Annotated in this window: 15 protein-coding genes and 1 other annotated feature; of the genes, 8 read left to right on the top strand and 7 right to left on the bottom strand. The window is 43.6% G+C overall.

Going from position 1 to position 24202, the window contains the following annotated elements; genetic code table 11:
* Window position 1: 1 nt before the first annotated feature.
* The gene (gene thrA / locus OCU38_RS02085) at window positions 2–2461 is read right to left on the bottom strand and encodes a bifunctional aspartate kinase/homoserine dehydrogenase I (protein ID WP_261823584.1); all 2460 of its coding nucleotides are present in this window, start codon (window positions 2459–2461) and stop codon (window positions 2–4) included.
* A 27-nt stretch (window positions 2462–2488) separates the two neighbouring features.
* Window positions 2489–2604: a sequence feature (Thr leader region), on the bottom strand.
* A gap of 281 nt (window positions 2605–2885) precedes the next feature.
* Between thrA and OCU38_RS02080 the strand changes: the two genes are divergently transcribed.
* Window positions 2886–3398 (top strand): hypothetical protein, encoded by a 513-nt coding sequence (locus OCU38_RS02080; RefSeq protein ID WP_261823583.1) that lies wholly within the window; start codon window positions 2886–2888, stop codon window positions 3396–3398.
* 405 nt (window positions 3399–3803) lie between these two features.
* Entirely contained in the window at window positions 3804–4520 is a 717-nt protein-coding gene (gene arcA / locus OCU38_RS02075) for a two-component system response regulator ArcA (protein WP_261823582.1), read from the top strand.
* Window positions 4521–4623: 103 nt separating this feature from the next.
* On the opposite strand, the gene OCU38_RS02070 is transcribed toward arcA, so the two are convergent.
* From OCU38_RS02070 to OCU38_RS02060, 3 genes are all read right to left on the bottom strand, one after another.
* Window positions 4624–5088, bottom strand: coding sequence for a hypothetical protein (locus OCU38_RS02070; protein ID WP_261823581.1), 465 nt, complete (start codon window positions 5086–5088; stop codon window positions 4624–4626).
* Between the two features lie 2 nt (window positions 5089–5090).
* On the bottom strand, window positions 5091–7469 hold the full coding sequence (gene arcB / locus OCU38_RS02065) for an aerobic respiration two-component sensor histidine kinase ArcB (protein ID WP_261823580.1): 2379 nt from the start codon (window positions 7467–7469) through the stop codon (window positions 5091–5093).
* 121 nt (window positions 7470–7590) lie between these two features.
* Window positions 7591–8547, bottom strand: coding sequence for a TIGR01212 family radical SAM protein (locus OCU38_RS02060; RefSeq protein WP_261823579.1), 957 nt, complete (start codon window positions 8545–8547; stop codon window positions 7591–7593).
* A gap of 527 nt (window positions 8548–9074) precedes the next feature.
* Between OCU38_RS02060 and gltB the strand changes: the two genes are divergently transcribed.
* Entirely contained in the window at window positions 9075–13613 is a 4539-nt protein-coding gene (gltB, locus tag OCU38_RS02055; RefSeq protein ID WP_261823578.1) for a glutamate synthase large subunit, read from the top strand.
* A 2-nt stretch (window positions 13614–13615) separates the two neighbouring features.
* On the top strand, window positions 13616–15082 hold the full coding sequence (locus tag OCU38_RS02050) for a glutamate synthase subunit beta (protein ID WP_261823577.1): 1467 nt from the start codon (window positions 13616–13618) through the stop codon (window positions 15080–15082).
* 293 nt (window positions 15083–15375) lie between these two features.
* On the opposite strand, the gene OCU38_RS02045 is transcribed toward OCU38_RS02050, so the two are convergent.
* Window positions 15376–16605, bottom strand: coding sequence for an ATP-binding protein (locus tag OCU38_RS02045; RefSeq protein WP_261823576.1), 1230 nt, complete (start codon window positions 16603–16605; stop codon window positions 15376–15378).
* Between the two features lie 547 nt (window positions 16606–17152).
* Here OCU38_RS02045 and OCU38_RS02040 point away from each other — a divergent pair.
* From OCU38_RS02040 to OCU38_RS02025, 4 genes are all read left to right on the top strand, one after another.
* A complete protein-coding gene (locus OCU38_RS02040; protein ID WP_261823575.1) occupies window positions 17153–17578 on the top strand; it encodes a DUF1499 domain-containing protein in 426 nt (141 codons plus the stop codon).
* A gap of 76 nt (window positions 17579–17654) precedes the next feature.
* Window positions 17655–18356 carry a 5'-methylthioadenosine/S-adenosylhomocysteine nucleosidase gene (gene mtnN, locus OCU38_RS02035; protein WP_261823574.1) on the top strand — a complete coding sequence of 234 codons (702 nt, stop codon included), beginning with the start codon at window positions 17655–17657 and terminating at the stop codon, window positions 18354–18356.
* On the top strand, window positions 18356–18970 hold the full coding sequence (locus tag OCU38_RS02030; RefSeq protein WP_261823573.1) for a trimeric intracellular cation channel family protein: 615 nt from the start codon (window positions 18356–18358) through the stop codon (window positions 18968–18970). Before mtnN ends, OCU38_RS02030 begins: the two co-directional genes overlap by 1 nt.
* Before the next feature lie 185 nt (window positions 18971–19155).
* Window positions 19156–20010: a LysR family transcriptional regulator gene (locus tag OCU38_RS02025; protein WP_261823572.1), complete on the top strand. Its 855-nt coding sequence runs from the start codon at window positions 19156–19158 to the stop codon at window positions 20008–20010.
* Here OCU38_RS02025 and OCU38_RS02020 read toward each other — a convergent pair.
* Together OCU38_RS02020 and carB are read right to left on the bottom strand one after the other, a co-directional pair.
* Complete coding sequence (locus OCU38_RS02020; protein WP_261823571.1) at window positions 19937–20731, bottom strand: TSUP family transporter; 795 nt, start codon at window positions 20729–20731, stop codon at window positions 19937–19939. The two genes, OCU38_RS02025 and OCU38_RS02020, sit on opposite strands and share 74 nt — an antisense overlap.
* 234 nt (window positions 20732–20965) lie before the next feature.
* Window positions 20966–24196, bottom strand: a complete 3231-nt coding sequence (gene carB / locus OCU38_RS02015; RefSeq protein ID WP_261823570.1) for a carbamoyl-phosphate synthase large subunit — start codon at window positions 24194–24196, stop codon at window positions 20966–20968.
* Window positions 24197–24202: the final 6 nt, after the last annotated feature.

The following is a 24202-nucleotide window of genomic DNA, read 5'->3' as shown; positions in this document are numbered from 1 at the left end:
TTTAGATTCCTAACTTCCAACCCAATGTACGCATTACATCAGAGAATACACCTGCCGCCGTTACCTCTGTACCGGCACCGTAGCCACGCATAACCAGTGGAATTGGCTGATAGTAACGACTGTAGAATGCCAGAGCATTCTCGCCATCTTTTACTTTAAATAGAGGATTGTTCTCATCTACCGCGGCGATAGCCACTCGACATTTGCCATCGGCAATCTCGCCCACATAACGAAGCACTTTGCCTTCTTTGGCCGCTTCTTGGGACAAATTAGTAAAGTAAGCATCTGCATCAGGCAAGCGCGCTACAAACTCAGCAATAGAACCAGAATCATCAAAACCCGGTGGTAATGCTTGATCAACCACGACATCTTCAAGCTCAATCGACATGCCTGTTTCACGAGCCAGAATCAACAGCTTACGTGCTACGTCCATGCCCGATAAATCGTCGCGAGGATCAGGCTCTGTAAAGCCATTATCCATTGCTACTTTTGTCGCTTCACTCAACGTCATACCTTCATCTAATTTACCGAAGATAAAGGACATTGAGCCCGACAAAATGCCATTAAACTTAACCAGTTCATCACCCGCGTTAATCAGGTTTTGCAGGTTCTCGATAACAGGTAAGCCTGCGCCTACCGTTGTTTCATACATAAGTTTACGTCTTGAAGCGCGCGCAACTTGACGTAATTGATGGTAGTACGACATGCTCGCTGTGTTTGCTTTCTTGTTTGGCGTTACCACATGGAAGCCAGCTTGTAGGAAATCAGCGTACTGACCGGCTACGTTTTCACTAGAGGTACAATCGACTAATACTGGGTTGATAATGTGATTGCGCTGCACCATGGCGCTTAGTGATGAAATGCAGAATTTCTCACTAGCATCTCCCATACGATCACGCCACTGCTCTAGGTCTAAGCCTTCGCCATCAAGTAACATGCCTTGGCTATTGGCTAATGCACACACGCGCATCACAATGCCTTTGCTAGCAAGTTTTTGCTGCTGACGAGCGACCTGATCAACAAACTCACCACCAACACCACCAATACCGACTACAAAAAGGTCGATGAAATGCTTAGAATTAAACAGGTTTTCGTGACACGCTTTAATCGCTTTAGCAATTTTGTTTTCAGGGATTACCGCTGAAATAGCGCGCTCAGAGGAGCCTTGAGCAATAGCCACAATGTTGACATTTACTTGAGTTAACGAGGTAAAGAACTTAGAAGCCACACCACGAGAAGTGCGCATACCGTCGCCAACCAAAGTTAAAATAGCTACATCATTGATGAATTCGATTTGCTCTAACAAGTTGTCTTTTAATTCAAGTTCAAACGCATCTTCTAATACCGCTTGAGCACGCAGGCGATCAGCTGCCTCAATACAAAAGCTAATGCTGTATTCAGAAGAAGACTGAGTAATCAGTACAATCGAGATACCCGCAGAAGACATCGCGCCAAATACGCGACTTGCCATGCCCACCATACCTTTCATACCAGGTCCTGACACATTAACCATAGTCAGGTCGTTTAAGGTAGTGATGCCTTTGATATCTAAATTATCTTCACCGGTATCTAGGCCGATTAAAGTGCCCGGTCCTTGTGGGTTGAAGCTATTTTTGATCAAACAAGGAATATTAAACTGCGCAATCGGGGCGATGGTTTTTGGATGCAGTACTGAAGCACCAAAATAAGAAAGCTCCATCGCTTCTTGGTAACTTAACGATTTAAGAAGGCGGGCATCTTCAACTAAGCGCGGATCACAGTTATAAACGCCGTCTACATCAGTCCAAATTTCACAGCAATCTGCACGTAAACAAGCCGCTAATACTGCCGCAGAATAATCTGAGCCATTACGCCCAAGAGTAACCAGTTCACCCTTAGCGTTACCTGCGGTAAAGCCTGGCATTAGATGCACTTCATCTTTTGGTAATGGTGATTGCACGAAGTTCTGCGTCGAGACTTCAACATCTACCATAGCTTCTAGGTAATCACCTTTTGCATAAAGGTATTGCACAGGATCAATCAGCCCCGCGGCTTGTCCTTTGGCTTCTAATACCGCTTTCATTAAGCGAATAGAAACTTTTTCACCTTTACTGATGATGCGCGCATTAACATTGTTTGGGCACATGCCCAATAGTTTAATGCCTTGCACAAACTCAACTAAGTTCGCTAGAGACTCTTCAACTTGAGCCGAGAAAGCGTCTAACTGAATATGAGGCAGCTCTTGTTTGATGTTGTTCGATAATTCTATAAAAGAATTTCGTAACTCATTGATTAGAGGTTCTACATCTTGTTTCTCTAGCGCAGAGTTGATAATTGCGACTAGTTTATTGGTGGTTTTTCCTGGAGCAGATAAAACTACCGCCAATTCTTCTTGATCCGCATTACTTGCGATAATGTTCGCCGCACGCAAAAACCTGTCTGCATCCGATAACGACGATCCTCCAAACTTCAATACTCGCATTCCATTCTCCCTGAGCTAAAAATTGCAATAAAAAAGGCCTGTATCTGGTGGGATACAGGCCTTTTTTGTAAAAGTTTTCTTTCAGCAGCCTGCCCCAACACTGGTGGTGTCGGTAATAATGATTCGGGTAATCAGGCTACGTGTGTTTTGCATTACTGTTCTATCTGTTTTCTAAATATGTCTAACTCTAGAATTACCTATTTTGCTTTAATTCGTCAATGATAAATTAACAAAAATGGACAAATTCCTATTTTCATCAACAAAAATGGGAGAAAAGTATAGACATCAAACCTAAAAATTTGAAATAAGAACTGTCATCATTGCAATAACATATGATAAACAAATTAATTATATGCGTAACAATGGCAATTCCTGTTATCCACATCCATAATTGATACTCTTCAAGGATGAATAAGGGGACAAAATGCGATTACTTTTTCGTTATCAACTGCTTTTGATTGTGTCCACTCTATCAATCCTTTTCACCTCAACCGCCTATAGTGCTCCAGACTTTGAGCCAGCGGTGACACAAGACTCAACTCCCCATGCACTAAATAGCCAATCCCCACATCGCCTATTTATGTCTGCGACGCCGAGTTCGGGAGAGCAATTTGATGAATGGCGCGTTGATACCGGCTATGCATACTCAGTTTTCGAAAATATCGATCTTTATGTTGCAACACGAATTTCCAGCTCAGCTGAGCGCCATTCAAGTCGCAACTTTCTAAGTGGTGTGAACTATCATTTCAGTAACAAACTCTCTTTAAATAGTGCCATCTATGCCTCGCCAGACGTAGAGGCTGTAAGCATTAGCGACTATATGGGGGCTGAATTATCAGGCCAATATATGTTAACTGAAAGTCTAAATTTGAAGGCTACTTTAGACTATGAAGAGTGGCAAAGTGCCATAGAAGTAAGGCTTGGTTTTAGCTTTTAAATGTGATTTACGTACAAATTTCACACTAATGCAACTATTGCACCTTGTTCTTATTTAATGAATACTAACGCCCAGCACGAAATATCGATATTGATCACAGAATCTAGAGCTGTTTTCACTTATTTGTTAAAATTAACCATTGATTTAAATCAATAAAGTAAAATAAATGAACAGCATTTGATTGTTAGAAAGCTGTTAAGTCGGTATGATACGCAATTAATTTGGCCAAGAATGAAAGGTACTGTTGGATTTTTAGGTACCTTGTAAAATTTCCAAGGAGGGGGATGTTAAGGTGCAATGAAATCATCGAATGCATTACAAACGCACACAAATGATTACCTTGATGTTATTTTTTGCCTAGAATTTATTAATAAAAATCAATTACACATAGTTTAGGTAGAGCCAATGCAAACCCCTAACATTCTTATTGTTGAAGACGAACAAGTAACTCGTAGTACACTAAAAAGCATATTTGAAGCAGAAGGATACAGCGTATTCGAAGCAACAGATGGCGACTCTATGCATCAAGTGATTTCTGAAAATCCAGTAAACTTGGTGATCATGGATATCAATTTACCAGGCAAAAACGGCTTACTTTTAGCTCGTGAACTAAGAGAGCAAGCGAATGTTGCTCTTATGTTCCTTACTGGCCGCGACAATGAAGTCGATAAGATTTTAGGACTTGAGATCGGTGCTGATGATTACATCACTAAACCTTTCAACCCACGTGAATTAACGATTCGTGCTCGTAACCTTCTATCTCGTTCAATGAGCGTAAGTAAAGAAGGCGAAGAGAGCAAAAACGTTGAAAAATACACATTCAACGGTTGGGTTCTAGACATTAACAGCCGTTCTTTGGTTAACCCAAATAACGAAAGCTACAAACTTCCTCGCTCAGAATTCCGTGCATTACTGCACTTCTGTGAGCACCCAGGAAAAATCCAAACTCGCGCAGAATTATTGAAGAAAATGACAGGACGTGAGCTTAAACCTCATGACCGTACTGTAGACGTTACGATTCGCCGTATTCGTAAACACTTTGAATCAGTTGCAGGTACTCCTGAAATTATCGCGACTATTCACGGTGAAGGCTACCGTTTTTGTGGTGATTTAGACGCATAATCAATCCTTGCATTGATTATAAGAAAACCCAGTTTTTAAGCTGGGTTTTTTTAGGTCTAGTGTTTTAGCTTAGCTTTATAGCTTGAGCATCCGCGACAATAAATTAATAAACGGCATCCACATCTACCGCTTTATCAATCAACCATACTTTTTGCGTTTCACCTTTTAGCTCAACGGCAACATCTGCAGCTGCGGCATTGTCATTAAAGGCTTGGTCTTGTTTGAAAGAGATTTTCCACTGTTTCTCATTGATAGCTTCAACATCAAATGCTTCTTCATCAATAAGGAAGGTTTCACCTGCATAACGAACCCAGATAGCCGTCACCGCGAGATCGGCTGGGATAGTCTTATCTGAGCTTAATACTAAATTACCATGTAACGGAGCAGATGCAGCACTCTCACCAATAGTCGGCATTTTATTGCCCCACATATTTGCATCTAATGTCACTTTAGTCTGTTCGACACTTGATGTCGCTGATGCCGTATCCCACGGAGCATTACATATTGAAGCGCACCCAAATAAGAGCGTAGAGCTCAACAATATCGCACTTAAAACTTTTACTTTCATAGCTAACTCCTATCGGCAAACTCTTGCTCAATCCAATCTTTTACAATTTCTATATCACTAAGGTAACTCTCTTTTATCTCATCAATCCAGTCATTAATATTTTCCCACCATGCCGGTAGTTCTGGAGATTGAGCTTGCTGAGCTACCATTTGAATACGTTTTAGACCCACCGAGCCTGCAGCACCTTTAATTTTATGTGCTTCTGATACAATCGCGTCTTTGTCTTTAGCCGCTAAATTAGAATCTAAAATCGCCACATAATCTGGCATCATATCTTCAAATAATTGCACACTTTCAAGGACTGGGTTTTTCCCTACGATTTCAATGTATGAACGTAGCATTTCTTTATCGATAAGCACATCTAATGGCACTTCTTCAATCGTCGTCTCTTCTAACACCGCTTTAGTGGCGTGCGTTTTCTCCTCGATAATTTGCTCATCGAGATAACAAAGCTTGTTCAAAATCTTACGCAAAGCTTTTGCCGACAATGGCTTACTTATCGCATCTTGCATGCCCGCTTCTCTGTAAGCGGTTTTGTCTTTCACTAAGTTAGCCGTCAGCGCCACAATTGGAGGTAAGTTGGTATAGCGACTTTGCAATTCAGTAGCAATATCAAAGCCTGTCATATCTGGCAATTGTATATCTAACAGTACTAAGTCGTAGTCAGTCGGTTCAAACTTACTTAACGCTTCTTTACCTGTCATTGCCACATCAACTTTATGCCCAAAACTGGTCAATAGTGAGCGAGCAACGGTAATGTTCAGTTCAATATCTTCAACCATGAATATAGAAAGCGGACGTTGTACTGTCTCCGTCGTTTGTTCTACGTTATCAATAATGCTCGAACCTAAAGGTGCAGTAAATTCCACATAAAAGGTACTGCCATGCCCCACTTCACTGGTGGCGTAGATATCTCCGCCCATCTTTCTCATAAGCGATTGAGAAACCGCCAAGCCAATCCCTGAGCCTACAGCGTGCAAATTGCCCTCTTCAGATTTCACCTGATAATACATGGCAAATATTTTCTCAAGCTCTGACTCAGGAATACCTATGCCGCTATCTTCAATTTCAAAGCGAATAGCGACGTCATTGTTTTCTAAAGGCTCGGCACTAACATTGACAAACACGCCACCATCAGAGGTGAACTTGATGGCGTTGCTAATTAAATTCCATAACACCTGTCGCAGACGAGTCGCATCCACAATGATGCTATCAGGCATGTCAGAAAGCCGTTCCAATTCAAAGCGCAAATTCTTTTGCTCTGCCATTAGCCTAGATAAGCTATCTAATTCGGTAATAAAGCTATTAAAACTCAGTTCAGAAGGAACCAGCTCTAGCTTGTTGCGATCAAATTTATCAATATCAATAATGTCGTTAAAAATATGCCCTAGCGTAATCGCACTAATATTGATGGTTTGCATATACTGGCGCTGCTCTTTATCTAAGCTAGTGCCTAGCAACATACGGCTCAAACCCACAATACCGTTTAGCGGAGTTCGCAGTTCATGACTAATGGTCGAAATAAAGGTGGTTTTGTCGCGACTGGCTTTTTCTAACGACTTTTCATTTAATTTGCGTTCGGTAATATCGCGCCCGAATCCAACCAAACCTAAATGACGCCCTTCTTTATTGAAAAATGGCACTTTACGTAATTCGTAATACGCTTTGCGACCGCCAGGGTACTCAAGCCACTGTTCATAAATAAGCTCTTCGCGGTTTTCAAATACGATTTGATCTGTTTCGACGATCTGTTGCGCAATTTCTTTCTTATAAACCTGCCAAGGGGTTAATCCCACTAACTCTTTTTCTGTTTTACCTGTGAGTTTTTCAACCGCTTGGTTACACCCAGAAAAGACACCATCGGCGGTGCGGTAGTAAAATAAATCAGGACAAGCATCGATAAATGAACGTAATAAGGCGGTTCGCTCTGCTAGCGCAATCTGAGTCACTTCTCTTTGGAACACTTCATGCTCAAGATCGAGCATAGCCTGCTCGCGAGACTCTTCCGCAGACAAACGCTCCTTCATTTCAAGATTTAATTGCTCTAAGTTTTGCGTGAGCTTTTCATTGAGATTGAGGTCACGTTCACGCATATCACTGAGCTCAGAGACCAGCTTAGAGAGTTTGCGACGCGACTCTTCCAATTGATCGACCACTATCGAGATAAAATAGACCGCACAAGGGGTCATGATCAGACCAAAAGCTAACGAGCGCAGCGCATGTTTATATTCGAAGGTTTCCCCTAACAGCCAACTGATACCAAATTGAACAAAAATAGCTAAAGTGATCAGGCCAAGGGCAATTAGGAAAGAGAATCGGAAGATCCCTAAGCGAACGAGAAGATCGACATAATATCGAGAGTAAGTTTTCAACGGTTTCATCAAGCAGTCCATTTGCTGTAACTGCCATTAGTTTATCTTGCCTGACTGTAAAAGTAAGTAAGGCAAGAAAGTATTTTAGAAGTAAAGTCGAGACATCGGCTAATTAATAGTGATTATGTCTTCACTTATTCATAGGGGCTGACTTTAATAGCGGTTGAGTAAACACAAACGGCTGATTTAAAAGAGAGCCTTGCGCCCCTTCTCTATCTAATGCGCGGCCAATCTCTGTCATCGCCAACCAACGATTTTCACACCATAAAGGGGAAAGCAATGTCGGTCTGCGCGCCGCAGACGAAACTCGGTGATACACCACCTCTGGCGGCGTCATTCGGATCAGTTCAGAAGCAATGCTGACATACTCTTCCAACTCTAGAGATTCCAATTTGCCCGCTTTCCATGCTTTCGCCATAGTGCTGCCTTCGACAATATGTAAACTGTGTAATTTAATGCCGTCAGTACCCACATCTAATACTTTGCGCAGTGTCTCGATATTATCTTGCTTGGTTTCTTTTGGCAGTCCCACAATCAAATGCGTACATACTTTGATGCCATTGTCGCGCGCCTTCTTGGTGATTTCGGCATAACATGCAAAATCATGACCACGATTGATGCGCTTCAAGGTGTCATTATTAGCCGTTTGCAAACCCAGCTCTAACCAGATTTCGTAGCCTTTCTCTTTATACTCCACCAGCAAGTCCATCACCGCATCAGGAACACAGTCGGGACGAGTGCCCACACACAGCCCTACGATATCGGCTGACTCTAGCGCTTCTTCATACATCTTTCTTAGCGTTTGTACTTCAGCAAAGGTATTGGTGTAGGCCTGAAAATAGGCAAAATATTTTTTAGCGCGAGCAATCTCTTTAGAGCGATCGCTTAACTGAACCTCAATGGCTTGAGTTTGAGTTGTTTCATCAACAAATGAAGAGACATTACAAAAAGTACAGCCACCCCGTCCGATAGTGCCATCGCGGTTAGGACAACTGAATCCACCATGCAGAGTTAATTTATGAACTTTTTCGCCATAGCGACGCTGTAAATCTTGTCCGAGAGTGTTAACTAGCTCGTGTAACTGCATGAAACTTCACCTATGATGACTTTGTATTCTGACGCTCCTGTCATGAAACTAAATTACATCCCTTCATTTATAAGCGGCGCATTCTATCATCTCTACACATTTTTTTCGATCCAGGTATTTGAGGCTATATCACGACGCAAAGGTTTGCGTGTAAATATAAACACACAAATGTTAACTGGATGCTGTAGACACTTGCTCATAAAAAATCCACTTTTGTTGAAACTTTCGTTGGAATTAAGCTAGACAAAATTGTAGGATAGTTACAACTATTGCCTAATATCGCTTCATTTTAGATGCCGTTTTTAGATGAATAGTCGGTCATATTCCGCTCCTGCCTTTATAAGATTCTATTAATCAGAAGCTAACTACTGGAAATGACCAAGGAATGTTTTTTTCGCGAACTTTTCAGCGAGAGACGGAATGGAAGCAGGCTAATTTCACATATATTAGCCCTTTTAGAGACAATTATAAGGAATAATGACGCGGGATCACTCCCCCTTGTCACATTAGATTGGAAGGATTTACCTATGTTGGATAAAGAGCAATCAGCTCAGGGTTTATATACTCCCGAACTGGAGCATGACGCTTGTGGTATCGGTTTTGTAGCACATCTCAAAAACCGCAAATCTCATCGTGTAGTTACACAAGCACTAGATATGCTAGCCAGAATGGAACACCGTGGTGGTCAGGGCTGTGATCCATGTTCAGGTGATGGCGCAGGTATTTTGCTGCAAAAGCCGCATGAGTTTCTATTAGAAGAAACCGTTAAATTAGGCGTTCGTCTACCGTCTTTTGAACAGTACGGTGTTGGTGTGGTGCTTTTCCCTCGTGATGAGCATAAACGCGCACAATGTCGTGACATTTTAGAACGCAACGCACAACGTCTTGATTTAGAAGTACTGGGTTACCGTGTTTTACCTACGGACAACTCTATGCTGGGTGCCGACCCACTAAGTACTGAACCACAGTTTGAACATGTATTCATTACTGGTGGACCAAGCACTACGCCTGAAGAGCTAGAAAGAAAGTTGTATGTACTACGTAACTACACTGTTCGCGTATGTCTAGAAAGCGTATCTAACATTGGTGATGACTTCTACATTAACTCTTTGTCTTATAAGACACTGGTATATAAAGGTCAGCTAACCACAGAGCAAGTACCTCAGTACTTCCTTGATCTACAAAATCCAACCATGGTGACAGCGCTTGCCTTGGTTCACTCACGCTTCTCAACCAACACCTTCCCAAGATGGCGTTTGGCTCAGCCTTTCCGTTACATTGCGCACAATGGTGAAATTAACACCGTTCGCGGTAACTTGAACTGGATGAAAGCGCGTGAAGCTATCCTTGAGTCTGATCTTTTCAGCCAAGCTGAAATTGATATGCTATTGCCTATCTGTCAGGAAGGCAGCTCAGATTCATCTAACTTCGATATGGCACTAGAGCTTCTTGTTCTATCTGGCCGTACTCTGCCACATGCTCTTATGATGCTGATTCCTGAAGCATGGCAAGAGAACAAAAACATGGATCCTAAGCGTCGTGCTTTCTATCAGTACCACGCCAATATCATGGAACCATGGGATGGCCCTGCATCAGTATGTTTTACTGATGGTGTACAAGTAGGTGCAACGCTAGACCGTAACGGCCTGCGTCCTTCTCGCTACACAGTGACCAAAGATAACTTCCTAGTGATGGCATCTGAGTCTGGCGTAGTTGAAATTGAACCAGAAAACGTTGAGTTCCGTGGTCGTCTGCAACCGGGTCGTATCTTTGTTGCCGATCTAGAACAAGGTCGCATTATTTCAGATGAAGAAGTCAAAGATTCAATTGCCAATGCTCAGCCATATGAAGCATGGGTTGAAGAAAATCTACTGAGCCTGAAAAAACTGCCTGACGCAGAAAACGAATTCAACCAACCTTCTCCAGAGCGTTTGCTACACAAGCAACAATCGTTTGGCGTGAGCTCGGAAGAAGTAAACGAAATTATTGTGCCAATGGCAAAAGACGGCAAAGAGCCACTTTCTGCTATGGGCGCTGACTGGCCACTAGCGATTTTGTCGCACCAGTCACAGCACCTTTCAAACTACTTTAAACAGCTGTTTGCTCAAGTAACTAACCCACCAATCGATCCGATTCGTGAGCGTATGGTTATGTCTCTGAACACTTACCTAGGTAAAGATCAGAACTTACTGACTGAGACCCCTGAACACTGTCAAAAAGTAGAACTAGAATCTCCGGTTCTATCTAACTCTGAACTTGAGAAGCTACGTGCTATTGATAACGAGCACTTACAATCAAAAACGCTAGATATCGTATTCCAAGCAAATGAAGATAAAGGCAAGCTAGAGCGCGCCCTAAAACGTATTTGCCAATACGCAGAAGATGCTGTCATCGACGGTTATTCTATTATCTTGCTCACTGACCGTGCGGTTAACTCAAACCATGCTGCTATTCCAGCTATGCTGGCAGTAGGCGCGGTTCACCACCACCTAATTCGCAAAGGCCTACGTGCTAAATGTGACATCGTGGTAGAAACCGGTGATGCTCGCGAAACGCACCACTTTGCAACGCTAATTGGTTACGGTGCTAACGCAGTTAACCCATACCTAGTGATTGAAACACTGGTGGATCTGCAGCGTACTAAGAAATTAGACCCTGAAGCGCACGTTAAAGACCTATTCGAGAACTACCGTAAAGGCGTTAACGGCGGCTTATTGAAGATCTTCTCGAAGATGGGTATCTCTACCTTGCAGTCTTACCATGGCGCGCAAATCTTTGAAGCACTTGGTGTGAGCAAATCAGTAGTAGACAAATACTTCACCGGTACTGTTTCTCGTATTCAAGGTTTGACTATCGATGACATCGCTAAAGAAGTGATTGTTCGTCACCGCATTGGTTACCCAACACGTGAAATCCCAGTTCAGTTGCTTGATGTTGGCGGTGTTTATCAGTGGAAACAACGTGGTGAAAAACACTTGTTTAACCCTGAAACAATTTCATTGCTACAACAGTCAACTCGTAACAAAGACTTTGACCAGTTTAAGCAATACACCCAAGCAGTTGATAGCCAAGGTGATGATGCAGCAACACTGCGTAGCCAGTTGGACTTTGTTAAAAACCCAGCCGGTTCTATCCCGCTAGAAGAAGTCGAGCCAATTGAAGCTATCCTAAAACGCTTTGCTACAGGTGCAATGTCGTTTGGTTCTATCTCTTACGAAGCTCACTCAACACTTGCTGTTGCGATGAACCGTATTGGCGCTAAATCAAACTCTGGTGAAGGCGGCGAAGACCCATCTCGTTTCGAACGTAAAGAAAACGGCGATTGGGAACGTTCAGCAATCAAACAGGTGGCTTCTGGACGCTTCGGTGTAACCTCTTACTACCTAACCAACTCTGAAGAAATTCAGATCAAGATGGCGCAAGGTGCGAAACCAGGTGAAGGCGGTCAGCTACCGGGCGATAAAGTTGATGACTGGATCGGTGCAACTCGTCACTCCACTCCAGGAGTTGGTCTAATTTCACCACCACCACACCACGATATTTACTCAATCGAAGATTTAGCCCAGCTTATCTACGACTTGAAAAATGCCAACCGTAGCGGTCGCGTAAACGTGAAACTGGTATCGGAAGCAGGCGTGGGTACTATCGCTTCGGGTGTTGCAAAAGCTAAAGCCGATGTAGTTCTAATTGCCGGTTTTGATGGCGGTACAGGTGCTTCACCTATGTCTTCAATTCGCCACACAGGTTTACCTTGGGAATTGGGTCTAGCTGAAACACACCAAACACTACTGAAAAACGGCCTACGTAACCGTATCGTTGTTCAGTCTGATGGTCAGATGAAAACACCTCGTGACCTTGCTGTTGCTACTCTATTGGGCGCAGAAGAATGGGGCGTGGCAACGGCAGCATTGGTTGTTGAGGGTTGTATCATGATGCGTAAGTGTCATAAGAACACCTGTCCTGTTGGTATCGCTACACAAAACAAAACGCTACGTGAGCGCTTTGATGGCCGCGTAGATGATGTTGTGACTTTCTTCCAATACATGGCTGAAGGTCTACGTGAAATCATGGCTGAGCTAGGTTTCCGTACAATTCAAGAGATGGTAGGTCAATCACAGAAACTGAAAGTTCGTGAAGATATCGGCCACTGGAAATACAAAAACCTCGATCTATCGCCTGTTCTACACATTGAACCTGCGCGTGCTGAAGATGGTGTATTTAACCAGATTGAACAAAACCACAACCTTGAAGAAGTATTGGACCGCAAACTGATTCAAACTGCGATTCCTGCACTAGAAAAAGGCGAGTCAGTAACGGCTGAATTCCCAATCATCAACACTGACCGAAGCGTAGGCACAATGTTGTCTAACGAAATTTCGAAAGTGTATAAAGACCAAGGGTTGCCACAACCAATGAGCGTTAAGTTCAATGGTAGCGCAGGCCAATCATTCGGTGCTTTCCTTGCTAAAGGCGTTAAGTTTGAAGTTGAAGGTGACGCGAACGATTACTGGGGTAAAGGCTTATCTGGCGGTACGCTAGTGCTTTATCCGAACGCAAACTCAAACATCGTTCCTGAAGACAACATTGTCGTGGGTAACGTATGTTTCTACGGTGCAACCTCTGGTGAGTCATTCATCCGTGGTCTAGCGGGCGAGCGTTTCTGTGTACGTAACTCTGGCGCGAAAGTTGTCGTTGAAGGTGTCGGTGACCACGGTTGTGAATACATGACTGGCGGTATCGCGATTATCCTTGGCTCTACCGGTCGTAACTTTGCCGCAGGCATGAGTGGTGGTATCGCTTATGTTTGGGATAAAGACGGTGACTTTGAAACTAAACTCAATAGCGAGCTGGTTGACATCGACCCTATCGAAGCAGAAGACAAAGCACTACTGCAAGACATGCTAACTAAACACGTACAATTCACAGGAAGTGAAGTCGCTCAGTCTTTCTTAGACAACTTTGAAGTGAACTTGCAGTCATTGGCGAAAGTAATGCCTCGTGACTACAAAGCAGTTCTGCAAAAGAACAAAGCAGCGCAGCAACAAACCGAAGCGGAGGCAGTTTAATCATGGGTAAGCCTACTGGATTTTTGGAGCACGGTCGTGAGCTTCCACAAAAACGCGACCCGTCTGTTCGTATCGAAGACAACAAAGAATTTGTGCTAAACGAAGAGTTTGGTGACAAAATCAATACTCAGGCATCACGTTGTATGGACTGTGGCGTACCTTTCTGCCACAGCGGTTGCCCTATTGGTAACATCATTCCTGAATTCAATGACGCGGTATATCGCGACAGCTGGGAAGAAGCGTGGAACATTCTAAGTTCTACGAACAACTTCCCTGAATTTACGGGGCGCGTGTGCCCTTCTCCTTGTGAGACAGCCTGTGTACTAGGTATCAACCAAGATCCTATTACCATCTGTAACATCGAGAAGACCATTGTTGAGCGTGCCTACAAAGAAGGTTATGCCAAACCTAAGAAACCACGTTCTCGTTCAGGTAAAAGCGTTGCCATTATCGGTAGTGGCCCTGCTGGTTTATCAGCAGCAGAGCAGTTAAACAGTGCTGGTCACTGCGTAACGGTATTTGAACGCGACGAGAAAGTGGGTGGTCTACTGCGCTTTGGTATCCCTGACTTTAAGCTAGGCATGGACATCATTGATCGTAAGATCAACCTAATGGCTGAAGCGGGCGTTAAGTTTGAAGTAAATGCACACATTGGTGTCGACATCAACGCACAACAACTGCGTCAAGACTTCGATGTTGTCTTGCTAACCGGTGGCTCTACGGTTCCTCGCGATCTGCCAATTCCTGGTCGTGAATTAAAAGGCGTGCACTTCGCCATGGAATTCCTAGGTCAAAACAACCGCCGTGCTAACGATATGGACCTAAAGGGTGAAGAAATTCACGCAGCAGGTAAACATGTTGTGGTGATCGGTGGTGGTGATACAGGTTCTGACTGTGTGGGTACTTCTAACCGTCATAAAGCCGCTAGCATTACTCAGGTTGAGATCATGCCGATCCCACCAGAGAAACGCCCAGCAAATATGCCTTGGCCTCAGTATCCAATGATCATGAAAACAACCACTTCTCACGAAGAAGGTTGTGAGCGTCACTGGAACATTCTGACCAAAGAATTTATCGCAAATGATAAAGGTGAAGTTACAGGCCTACGCATTGCTGACATCGTTTGGCAAGATGCCGCTCCTGGCGAACGCCCTAGTTTTGAAGAAGTTGCTGGCAGTGAGCGTGTGATTCCTTGTGATCTCGCTTTCTTGGCAATGGGCTTTTTACATCCAGAGCCAACTGGCGTGCTAGCTCAACTGGACATCAAACTTGATGAACGCGGTAATGTGGCAGCCGAAGGGTTTGCAACTAACCAAAAAGGTGTATTTGCAGCAGGTGATATGCGTACAGGCCAATCTTTGGTAGTTCGTTGTATCAATGAAGGTCGTGAGTGTGCAATCGCTATCGACAAATACCTAATGCAAAACTCTAACTTAGAAGCAAAAGCAAACTCGCTAATGCTTTCATAATAATTAAATCTTAAGATTCCAATCTTTGGCCAGCCTTAACACCGCTGGCCTTTTTTCTGCCTCTGAGTAAATACTGCTATCTTGTACTTCGTGTTATTTATAAAAGTCCTGTATTATACCAATCACACTAAGTAAGTGATCAGAGCTAGCGCAGGAAAAATGCTCGAGAACAAGGCAGAATTTTTTGATAAGTAGTTATTCTACAATCAAAAATTCTAACGCCGTTATCGAGTATTTTAACAAGCTAGAATGATCAGTTATTTAGTACGATTGGTATTAAAGCGAAGTTACAGTTAAAACGTGAGCATCTTTGAAATAGGTATAAGCCAAATTTTTTCATCGATATGGACTTGATGATCACCTGTGTATATCACCACACCTCGGTCAATAACTTTGTTGTCAATAAGTTTTCTAAGGTGCTTGAGCCAATCCGATTGATAAGTAGAACCAGCCTTAATCTCTATGCCGATTGATAAATTTTTAACGGTTACCATCAGATCAACCTCTACCCTACCTTTAGCATCACGATAGTGATAAGTGTCGATGTCAAGCTCGTGCAAATTTGCCAAACGTCTAAACTCAGTAACAACAAATGCCTCAAAAATATCACCTAACAGCGTTCTGTCGTTCAATAGATCTGTTTCATTAATTCCGCGAAGGCTGCACACAAGAGCGGTGTCAACGAAGTTAATTTTGGGGGATGTGATTAGTGCTTTTCCCTCGTTCTTATGCCACGCAGGTAAAAAGTCGATAATATGACAAGATGTTAGTGACGATAGGTAAGTGTCCGTAGTTCGACGGTCAATGCTTAGGTTCTTTTGAACGTTACTCTTTACCAGAGTCCCTGATATATTGACCGCGAGACTTTTAAGCAATAACAATGCTTCATCTGAGTTGCGAATATTGTACACCGACTCAAGATCTGAACGAATGGTCGAATTTAAGTACCCTTTGAGCCACGCTCTTTGACGCCTTGGCGTTCTGTTTTGCAGTTCAGGATAACCACCCGCGACAATTTTATTTACCACATCCTCCAAATCTAAATTGGTGCTAGGTTCTGTAAACTCACCAGAGACCAACTCATCTATAAAGGTTGATTCTTTGCCAGCAATTTCTGCTTGAGTCAAAGGATGCAAGGTCACCCATTCAACTCTCCCAGCCATTGAGTCACCCTTGCCATGCTTATGACTCTTTGAGCTTGAAACCGCCCTAAGATCAGCAGAACCTGTGATTACATACAAACACCCTTCGCCTCTATTTTCATCAACAACCATTTTTATGGTTGACGTAAGATGAGGAGCCTTTTGGATTTCATCAATCAAAGCAGGGGTCTTTAAACTTCGTATCAAACCCACAGGATCGTCATTGGCCAGTTGTAAGGTCGTGTTGTCATCAAGAGTGATACGTTGATTTGCCCCTGATGGAATGAGGTTCTGAGCAAGCGTACTTTTTCCTACTTGCCTTGCACCTAAAATGGCGACCACAGGGGTGTCTTCCATCGCCTCTAAGAGGTAATTTTCCAATGTTCGCTTGATCATTCTTTTGATATCACTTGCTTAAAACCTAACTAAGAATAATCATACATAAAGCGGAGTAAATGCGCAATTTATGGTGGAGTAAATGCGCAGTAACCAGTGGAGTAAATGTACAATAATAGATGGAGCATACGTGTAATTACCAATGAATTAAATGTGCATCAAGCATTGGGAAAATGTACATCAAATAAACTGGGGTAGAGCTCATTCAAACCTCCGCCCCTACTCCAAATTCATATTAGCTAATTGTAATTGGAATAGAGCTTTGGTTAACTAGTAGTTTTCCTCTCCATAACTCTTATCTCTCATCCAGAGAAATCAGCCCAGACAGTAACCACACTGAAGCAAAACAGGGCTGTAAATCCCCCCCTGTGCTTTTTATAAGTAGTTTGCATAAGCCTCTTGACCTTTGTTTGTTTTAAACTTAACTTGTAAAAATAACGTTAAGTTATTGTATTTAAACACAACATATAAGCTTCATGCACTAAGGATACTGTGCTGAGCAATTTCACACTTACAACGGATTGATAGACTCATGTTTAAACCACTCGCATTACTCATGGCAACAACCCTTGTCGTAGGATGTAGCAACGGAGAGAGCGCCATGTCAGATAGAAGTATTCAGCCCTGCGCTGACAAACCCAATTGTGTCTCAACTCAAGATGGCAGAGAGAAATACGCTTTGGCTCCTTTTGTGCTAAAACCTAGCGCCACTTTAGAGGCAATAGAAAATGTCGCACTTAGCTTAGGCCGAGCAAAAACCGCTGACCGACAAGAAAATTACCTACGCATTGAATACACCAGCAAAGTGTTCCGTTTTGTTGATGATTTAGAGCTTCGTATTAGTGGTGACAAGCTCATCGTACGTTCAGAATCACGCAAAGGTCACTCCGACTTTGGGGTGAACCGTAAACGCGCTGATGCGTTACGTGTGGCGTTATTAGAAGCTGGTCTAATCTAGCTTTCACTTCTATAAAACTCCTATGCTACAATCTCGCTCTATCTAATATAGCCACATTGATCAGAGCGAGATTTTTATGAAAGTCGGTATTATCGGCGCGATGGAACAAGAAGTTGCCATCCTAAAACAATCCATCCAAGAGTTAAGCGAACAGCAAAAAGGCGGTTGTACTTTCTTCTCTGGTACCATTGATGGTGTTGAAGTCGTTTTACTTCAATCTGGCATTGGTAAAGTTGCCGCTGCTATTGGCACTACACTACTGATCAGTGATTACCAACCTGATGTGATTATCAACACTGGCTCTGCGGGCGGTTTTGACTCAACCCTTAACCTTGGTGATGTTATTGTATCGACTGAAGTTCGTCATCACGATGCCGATGTAACTGCTTTTGGTTATGAAATTGGACAAATGGCTGGACAACCTGCCGCCTTTAAAGCTGATGAAAAGCTGATCAACCTTGCGCAATCTGCACTAGACAAAATGGCTGACACACACGCAGTACACGGTCTTATTTGTACTGGTGACACCTTTGTTTGCACCGCACAAGCGCAACAACGCATTCGCACAGACTTCCCTTCTGTTATCGCAGTAGAAATGGAAGCCTCGGCTATCGCTCAAACTTGTCATCAATTTGCGGTTCCTTTTGTGGTCGTGCGTGCTATCTCTGATGTGGCAGATAAAGAATCACCAATGAGCTTTGAAGAGTTCTTACCTCTTGCGGCGAAGAGCTCATCTGAGATGGTGCTGAACATGCTTGCGTTGGTGAAAACTGCGTAATGAGCCTGCTGTACTTTATCGACCTCTTTGGTACCGCCATCTTTGCTATTTCTGGAGTATTGCTGGCCGGTCGATTAAGAATGGACCCCTTTGGCGTGATTGTGCTAGCAGCTGTCACCGCCATTGGTGGGGGGACTATTCGAGATATGATGCTAGGTGCCACTCCTGTATTTTGGATTGGCAATACCACCTATGTGTGGGTGATCATCATAACCAGCTTGATCACCATGCTGATCGTCAGAAGACCAAAACGGATCGCTTGGTACTTACTACCCGTTTGTGATGCGATTGGGTTGGCGGCCTTTGTCGGCATTGGCGTTGAAAAAGCCTTGAGCTACCAAGACTCGTACATGATAGCAGTCATGATGGGCGTACTCACAGGCTGTGGCGGCGGGATCTTGCGCGATATTTTAGCGCGAGAAATCCCGATGATCTTGCGTAGCGAAGTGTACGCTACCGCATGTATTGTTGGAGGTTGTACCCATACCGGGCTGTTAGAACTAGGCGTCAATAGCACACAAGCTATGTTAGGTGGCATCGCTGTAACCTTACTCATTCGCTTAGCCGCTATTCGTTGGCACTTGTCATTGCCTACATTTGCGTTAAGTAAATAGCAATCTGATAACTTCAATCTGCCAGCAATTATCAGCACCTCTCATTCCAAGCTACAAAGTCATAAGCACTAGAAGATTACACAATATCTGTATTTCTCTTCTAAATTTATGGCTTTAGCCTAGCTTCATAGCTCATAATCACCTAGTTTAAAATAAGAACCATTCCATATATTCATGAGTGCCGTATGCTTTTAGAAGGTATAGAAACACTATTAGTGTTGAACAAAGAAAAGACCATGAGTCGTACTGGCTCTCAGCTGTATATTAGCCAATCTGCGGTCAGCAAACGTATTTCAAACTTAGAAAAGAAACTCGATAAAAAGTTAGTCGAGCCAGATGGTCGCTTGATTAGACTCACCCCTGCCGCGCAAGCACTTATCCAAAATGTCGCGCCTACCTTTATTGAACTGCAAGGTCTAATCAGCGATGAACAGAGCTTATCTTCGGATGCGGTTATTAAAATGGATTGCTCAGAGACACTGATTGCGGGGTATCTATCATCGCAAATAGAAACGATAAATGCGCTAGAAAGTGCATTTACCATCACTACTAATCATACGCCAAGAATCGTTGAAAACGTGCAATCAGGTAGAGTGACTATCGGTTTTTGTGCGGGTCATTTGCCAAAAAGTCATGGTCTGGAAGTGTTTCACTTATTTGATGAGCCTTTTTATATTGTTAGCAAACACAGCCTGCCACAACTGCCTAGCCAGCTTATCTGTAATGACTTAGCCAACCCCGCCAATGCTTATCAAGTGCAACTATTGGCAAAACTTGGCGTGAGCCCACTAATGGAAATGGACTCCTACACAGCAGCGGCAAACCTAGCGCTAGGTGGATTAGCCCCCGCACTGATTCCACTATCGACCATTAAAACACTCAACATTGCGGCGCAAAATCTTTATTACTTTGAACAACTAAAGCCTTTGAACCGCCCTATCAATGTTTGCGTAAGAGCTAAATCGCTTAAGAATGAAAGAGTGAAATCAATGATAGAAACCATTGCTGATGTTGTTCCCAAAGCAGCTTCATTGCCATAGTCATTGACATAATAATCACCAACGGACGGATCCAACGCTGTCCTTTGGTCACTACAATTTTTGCGCCGCAACGAGCACCAATAAACCCACCAATCGCCATCACTAAACCAATTTTCCAGATTGGCAAACCCGCAATAATAAAGAAGGTTAATGCGGCAATATTCGAGGTGAAGTTCAATACTTTAGTGCGCGCTGTTGCTTCTACTAACGAGCAGTTGGCTAACACCACAAAACAAACCGCAAAAATAGAACCTGTTCCCGGCCCAAAGAAGCCATCATAAAAACCAATACCGCCACCGATGAAAAATGCGAACATAGCTTCAGATATTTTTCGCTCACCAGATGCTTCACGGTTTTGTGGTGACAATAAAAAGTACAACGAAATCAGTATCAATAATGCGGGGATAAGACTGGTTAAAATACTGGCATCAATATACTGCACCGCTTCTGCGCCAGTCGCCGAACCGATAAAAGTACACAAAATAGCAAGACGCATCTCTTTAAGGCTCACTAAGCCACTGCGCACAAAATAGAAACTCGCCGAGAAACTACCAAACGAGCTTTGCAGTTTATTGGTGGCTAATGCATGCGTAGGAGGTACGCCAGCGGCTAATAATGCCGGTAAGGTAAGTAACCCGCCGCCACCTGCCATCGCATCAATAAAACCGGCTAAGCCCGCTACAAAAAATAAAAACGTAAGTATCTCAATGCTTACATCCATCGGTCATCATCCATCCGCTAAAAATCGAAACGCTACGATAGCACTGAGAGATAAATCACAATAGCGAAACAATAGAAAGCAACTCATTCCTGATTTTCATCAATTGATATTGCGATATGAAGTCACTATATAAGGTTGCTATAAAAACAAAAAAGCCCGCTATAAAAGCGGGCAAATGAGGTTGTCATGACGGGAGCAATACCCCCGCCTGATTATTATTTTTAAAGTTTGTTGTTACGCTAAGCTTGCTTTCACTTTTGCGTGCAGTTCTTGTACTGAAGTTACGCTAGTTTTAGCGTCCGCAGTATGAGCCATACAGGTTGCAAATGCAGCGTTTAGCGTTGTGGTGTAGTTTACTTTCTCAGCAAGAGCACCACGACGTAGTACTTTTGAGTCTTCAATCGCTTGACGACCCGCAGCAGTGTTTACAATGTAGGTGTATTCATTGTTCTTGATACGGTCAAGAATATGAGGACGACCTTCATGTACTTTGTTCACTAGACGAGGGTTGATACCTGCTTCACCAAGGATAACCGCTGTGCCGTGTGTTGCATCTAAATGGTAACCTAATTTGGTTAGCTTCGATGCTAAGTCAACAACACGCTCTTTGTCACCTTCACGAACAGAAAGCAGTGCACGACCACCTTCAGGGTACACATGACCACAACCAAGTTCTGCTTTAGCGTACGCTTCAGCAAATGTTGCGCCAACCCCCATAACTTCACCTGTTGAACGCATCTCAGGGCCCAATAGTGGGTCAACGCCAGGGAATTTGTTGAACGGTAGAACCACTTCTTTAACAGAGTAGTATGGTGGAATCACTTCTTTAGTGAAGCCTTGAGCTTCTAGAGATTGACCAGCCATTACGCGAGCGGCAATCTTAGCAATTGGAGCACCAGTTGCTTTAGAAACAAATGGGATAGTACGCGCTGCACGAGGGTTAACTTCGATTAGGTATACTTCATTGTTCTTAACGGCAAACTGTGTGTTCATTAGACCACGAACACCTAGCTCAAACGCCAGTTTCTCAACTTGCTCACGCATCACATCTTGGATTTCTTGGCTTAACGTGTAAGCAGGAAGTGAACATGCAGAGTCACCAGAGTGAACGCCCGCTTGCTCGATGTGTTCCATGATACCGCCAATCACTACGCGCTCACCGTCACAAATGGCATCAACGTCCACTTCAACGGCATCATCAAGGAAGCTATCAAGTAGTACTGGAGATTCGTTTGAAACGCTAACTGCTTCGTTAAAGTAGCGACGTAAGTCTTGCTCATCGTATACGATTTCCATCGCACGACCACCAAGTACGTAAGAAGGACGTACCACTAGTGGGTAACCAATTTCACGCGACTTCTCAATCGCTTGTTCCATTGTGGTTACTGTCGCATTTTGTGGTTGTAGTAGACCTAAACGGTCAACAGCAACTTGGAAACGCTCACGGTCTTCGGCGCGGTCGATAGCGTCAGGGCTAGTACCAATGATAGGCACGCCAGCGGCTTCTAGAGCACGAGCCAATTTCAGTGGAGTTTGACCACCGTACTGTACGATAACGCCTTTAGGCTTCTCTACACGAGCGATAGCCAATACATCTTCCAGAGTTACTGGTTCGAAGTACAAACGGTCAGACGTATCGTAGTCAGTAGACACTGTCTCAGGGTTACAGTTAACCATGATAGTTTCGTAACCGTCTTCACGTAATGCTAGTGATGCGTGTACACAACAGTAGTCAAATTCGATGCCTTGGCCGATACGGTTTGGACCGCCACCTAAGATCATGATCTTGTCTTTATCTGTTGGGTTTGCTTCACACTCGTCATCGTAAGATGAGTACATGTAAGCCGTATCTGAAGAGAATTCAGCCGCACAAGTATCTACGCGCTTGTAAACAGGGTGAATTTCGTATTGGTCACGTAGACGACGAATTTCGCTTTCTGCAACACCAAGGATCTTAGACAAACGAGCATCTGCAAAGCCTTTACGTTTCAGTTGGTTTAGTACGTCTTTGTTTAGACCCGCAAAACCGTTCGCTTTAACTTGTTGTTCAAGCTTAACGATTTCTTCGATTTGAACTAAGTACCAACGGTCAATTGCCGTTAGGTTGAATACGCCGTCAACTGACATGCCGGCACGGAATGCATCAGCGATGTACCAGATACGCTCAGCGCCTGCTTCTTTAAGTTCGTAACGAATCTTAGTCAGTGCGTCAGGAGCATCAAGGTCAACCATTTCGTCAAAGCCTGTTGCGCCAACTTCTAGGCCACGCAATGCTTTTTGTAGTGACTCTTGTTGGTTACGACCAATCGCCATAACTTCACCCACAGATTTCATCTGTGTAGTTAGGCGGTCGTTAGCACCAGCAAATTTCTCGAAGTTAAAACGAGGGATCTTAGTGACTACGTAATCGATAGTTGGTTCGAATGAGGCTGGTGTTGCGCCGCCAGTGATGTCATTCATCAATTCGTCTAGCGTAAAGCCTACTGCCAGTTTCGCCGCAATCTTAGCGATAGGGAAGCCTGTTGCTTTAGAAGCTAGAGCAGAAGAACGAGATACACGTGGGTTCATCTCGATGATAACCATACGGCCATCTTTCGGGTTGATACCAAACTGTACGTTTGAACCACCTGTTTCTACGCCGATTTCACGCAGTACCGCAAGAGATGCGTTACGCATCAATTGGTATTCTTTGTCAGTTAGTGTTTGTGCTGGAGCCACTGTGATTGAGTCACCAGTGTGAATACCCATAGGGTCAAAGTTTTCAATCGCACAAACGATGATGCAGTTGTCCGCTTTGTCACGAACCACTTCCATCTCGTACTCTTTCCAACCAATTAGAGATTCATCGATTAGAAGCTCGTTAGTTGGTGAAAGGTCTAGACCGCGACGACAAATTTCTTCAAATTCTTCTTTGTTGTACGCGATACCGCCACCAGTACCACCCATAGTGAATGATGGACGGATGATACAAGGGAAGCCAACCATTTCTAGAACTTTGTAAGCTTCTTCCATGCTCTTCGCTGTATCAGCAGTTGGACACTCAAGACCAATGTGCTTCATCGCTTTATCAAAGCGAGAACGGTCTTCAGCTTTGTCGATAGCATCAGCAGTTGCGCCAATCATCTCAACATCAAATTCAGCAAGAACGCCGTGTTTCTCTAGGTCTAGAGCACAGTTAAGCGCAGTTTGACCGCCCATAGTAGGCAGTACCGCATCAGGACGTTCTTTAGCAATGATGTTACGAACCACTTCCCATTGGATTGGTTCGATGTAAGTTGCATCGGCCATCTCTGGGTCAGTCATGATTGTTGCAGGGTTTGAGTTAACTAGAATTACTCGGTAGCCTTCTTCACGAAGTGCTTTACACGCTTGAGCGCCAGAGTAGTCAAACTCACACGCCTGACCGATAACGATCGGGCCAGCACCTAAAATTAGAATGCTTTTTATGTCATTACGTTTTGGCATTTTCTC

Origin of the sequence: Vibrio neonatus (assembly GCF_024346975.1) — a bacterium.
Lineage (GTDB): Bacteria > Pseudomonadota > Gammaproteobacteria > Enterobacterales > Vibrionaceae > Vibrio > Vibrio neonatus.
This window is presented reverse-complemented; position numbering and strand designations above follow the sequence as displayed.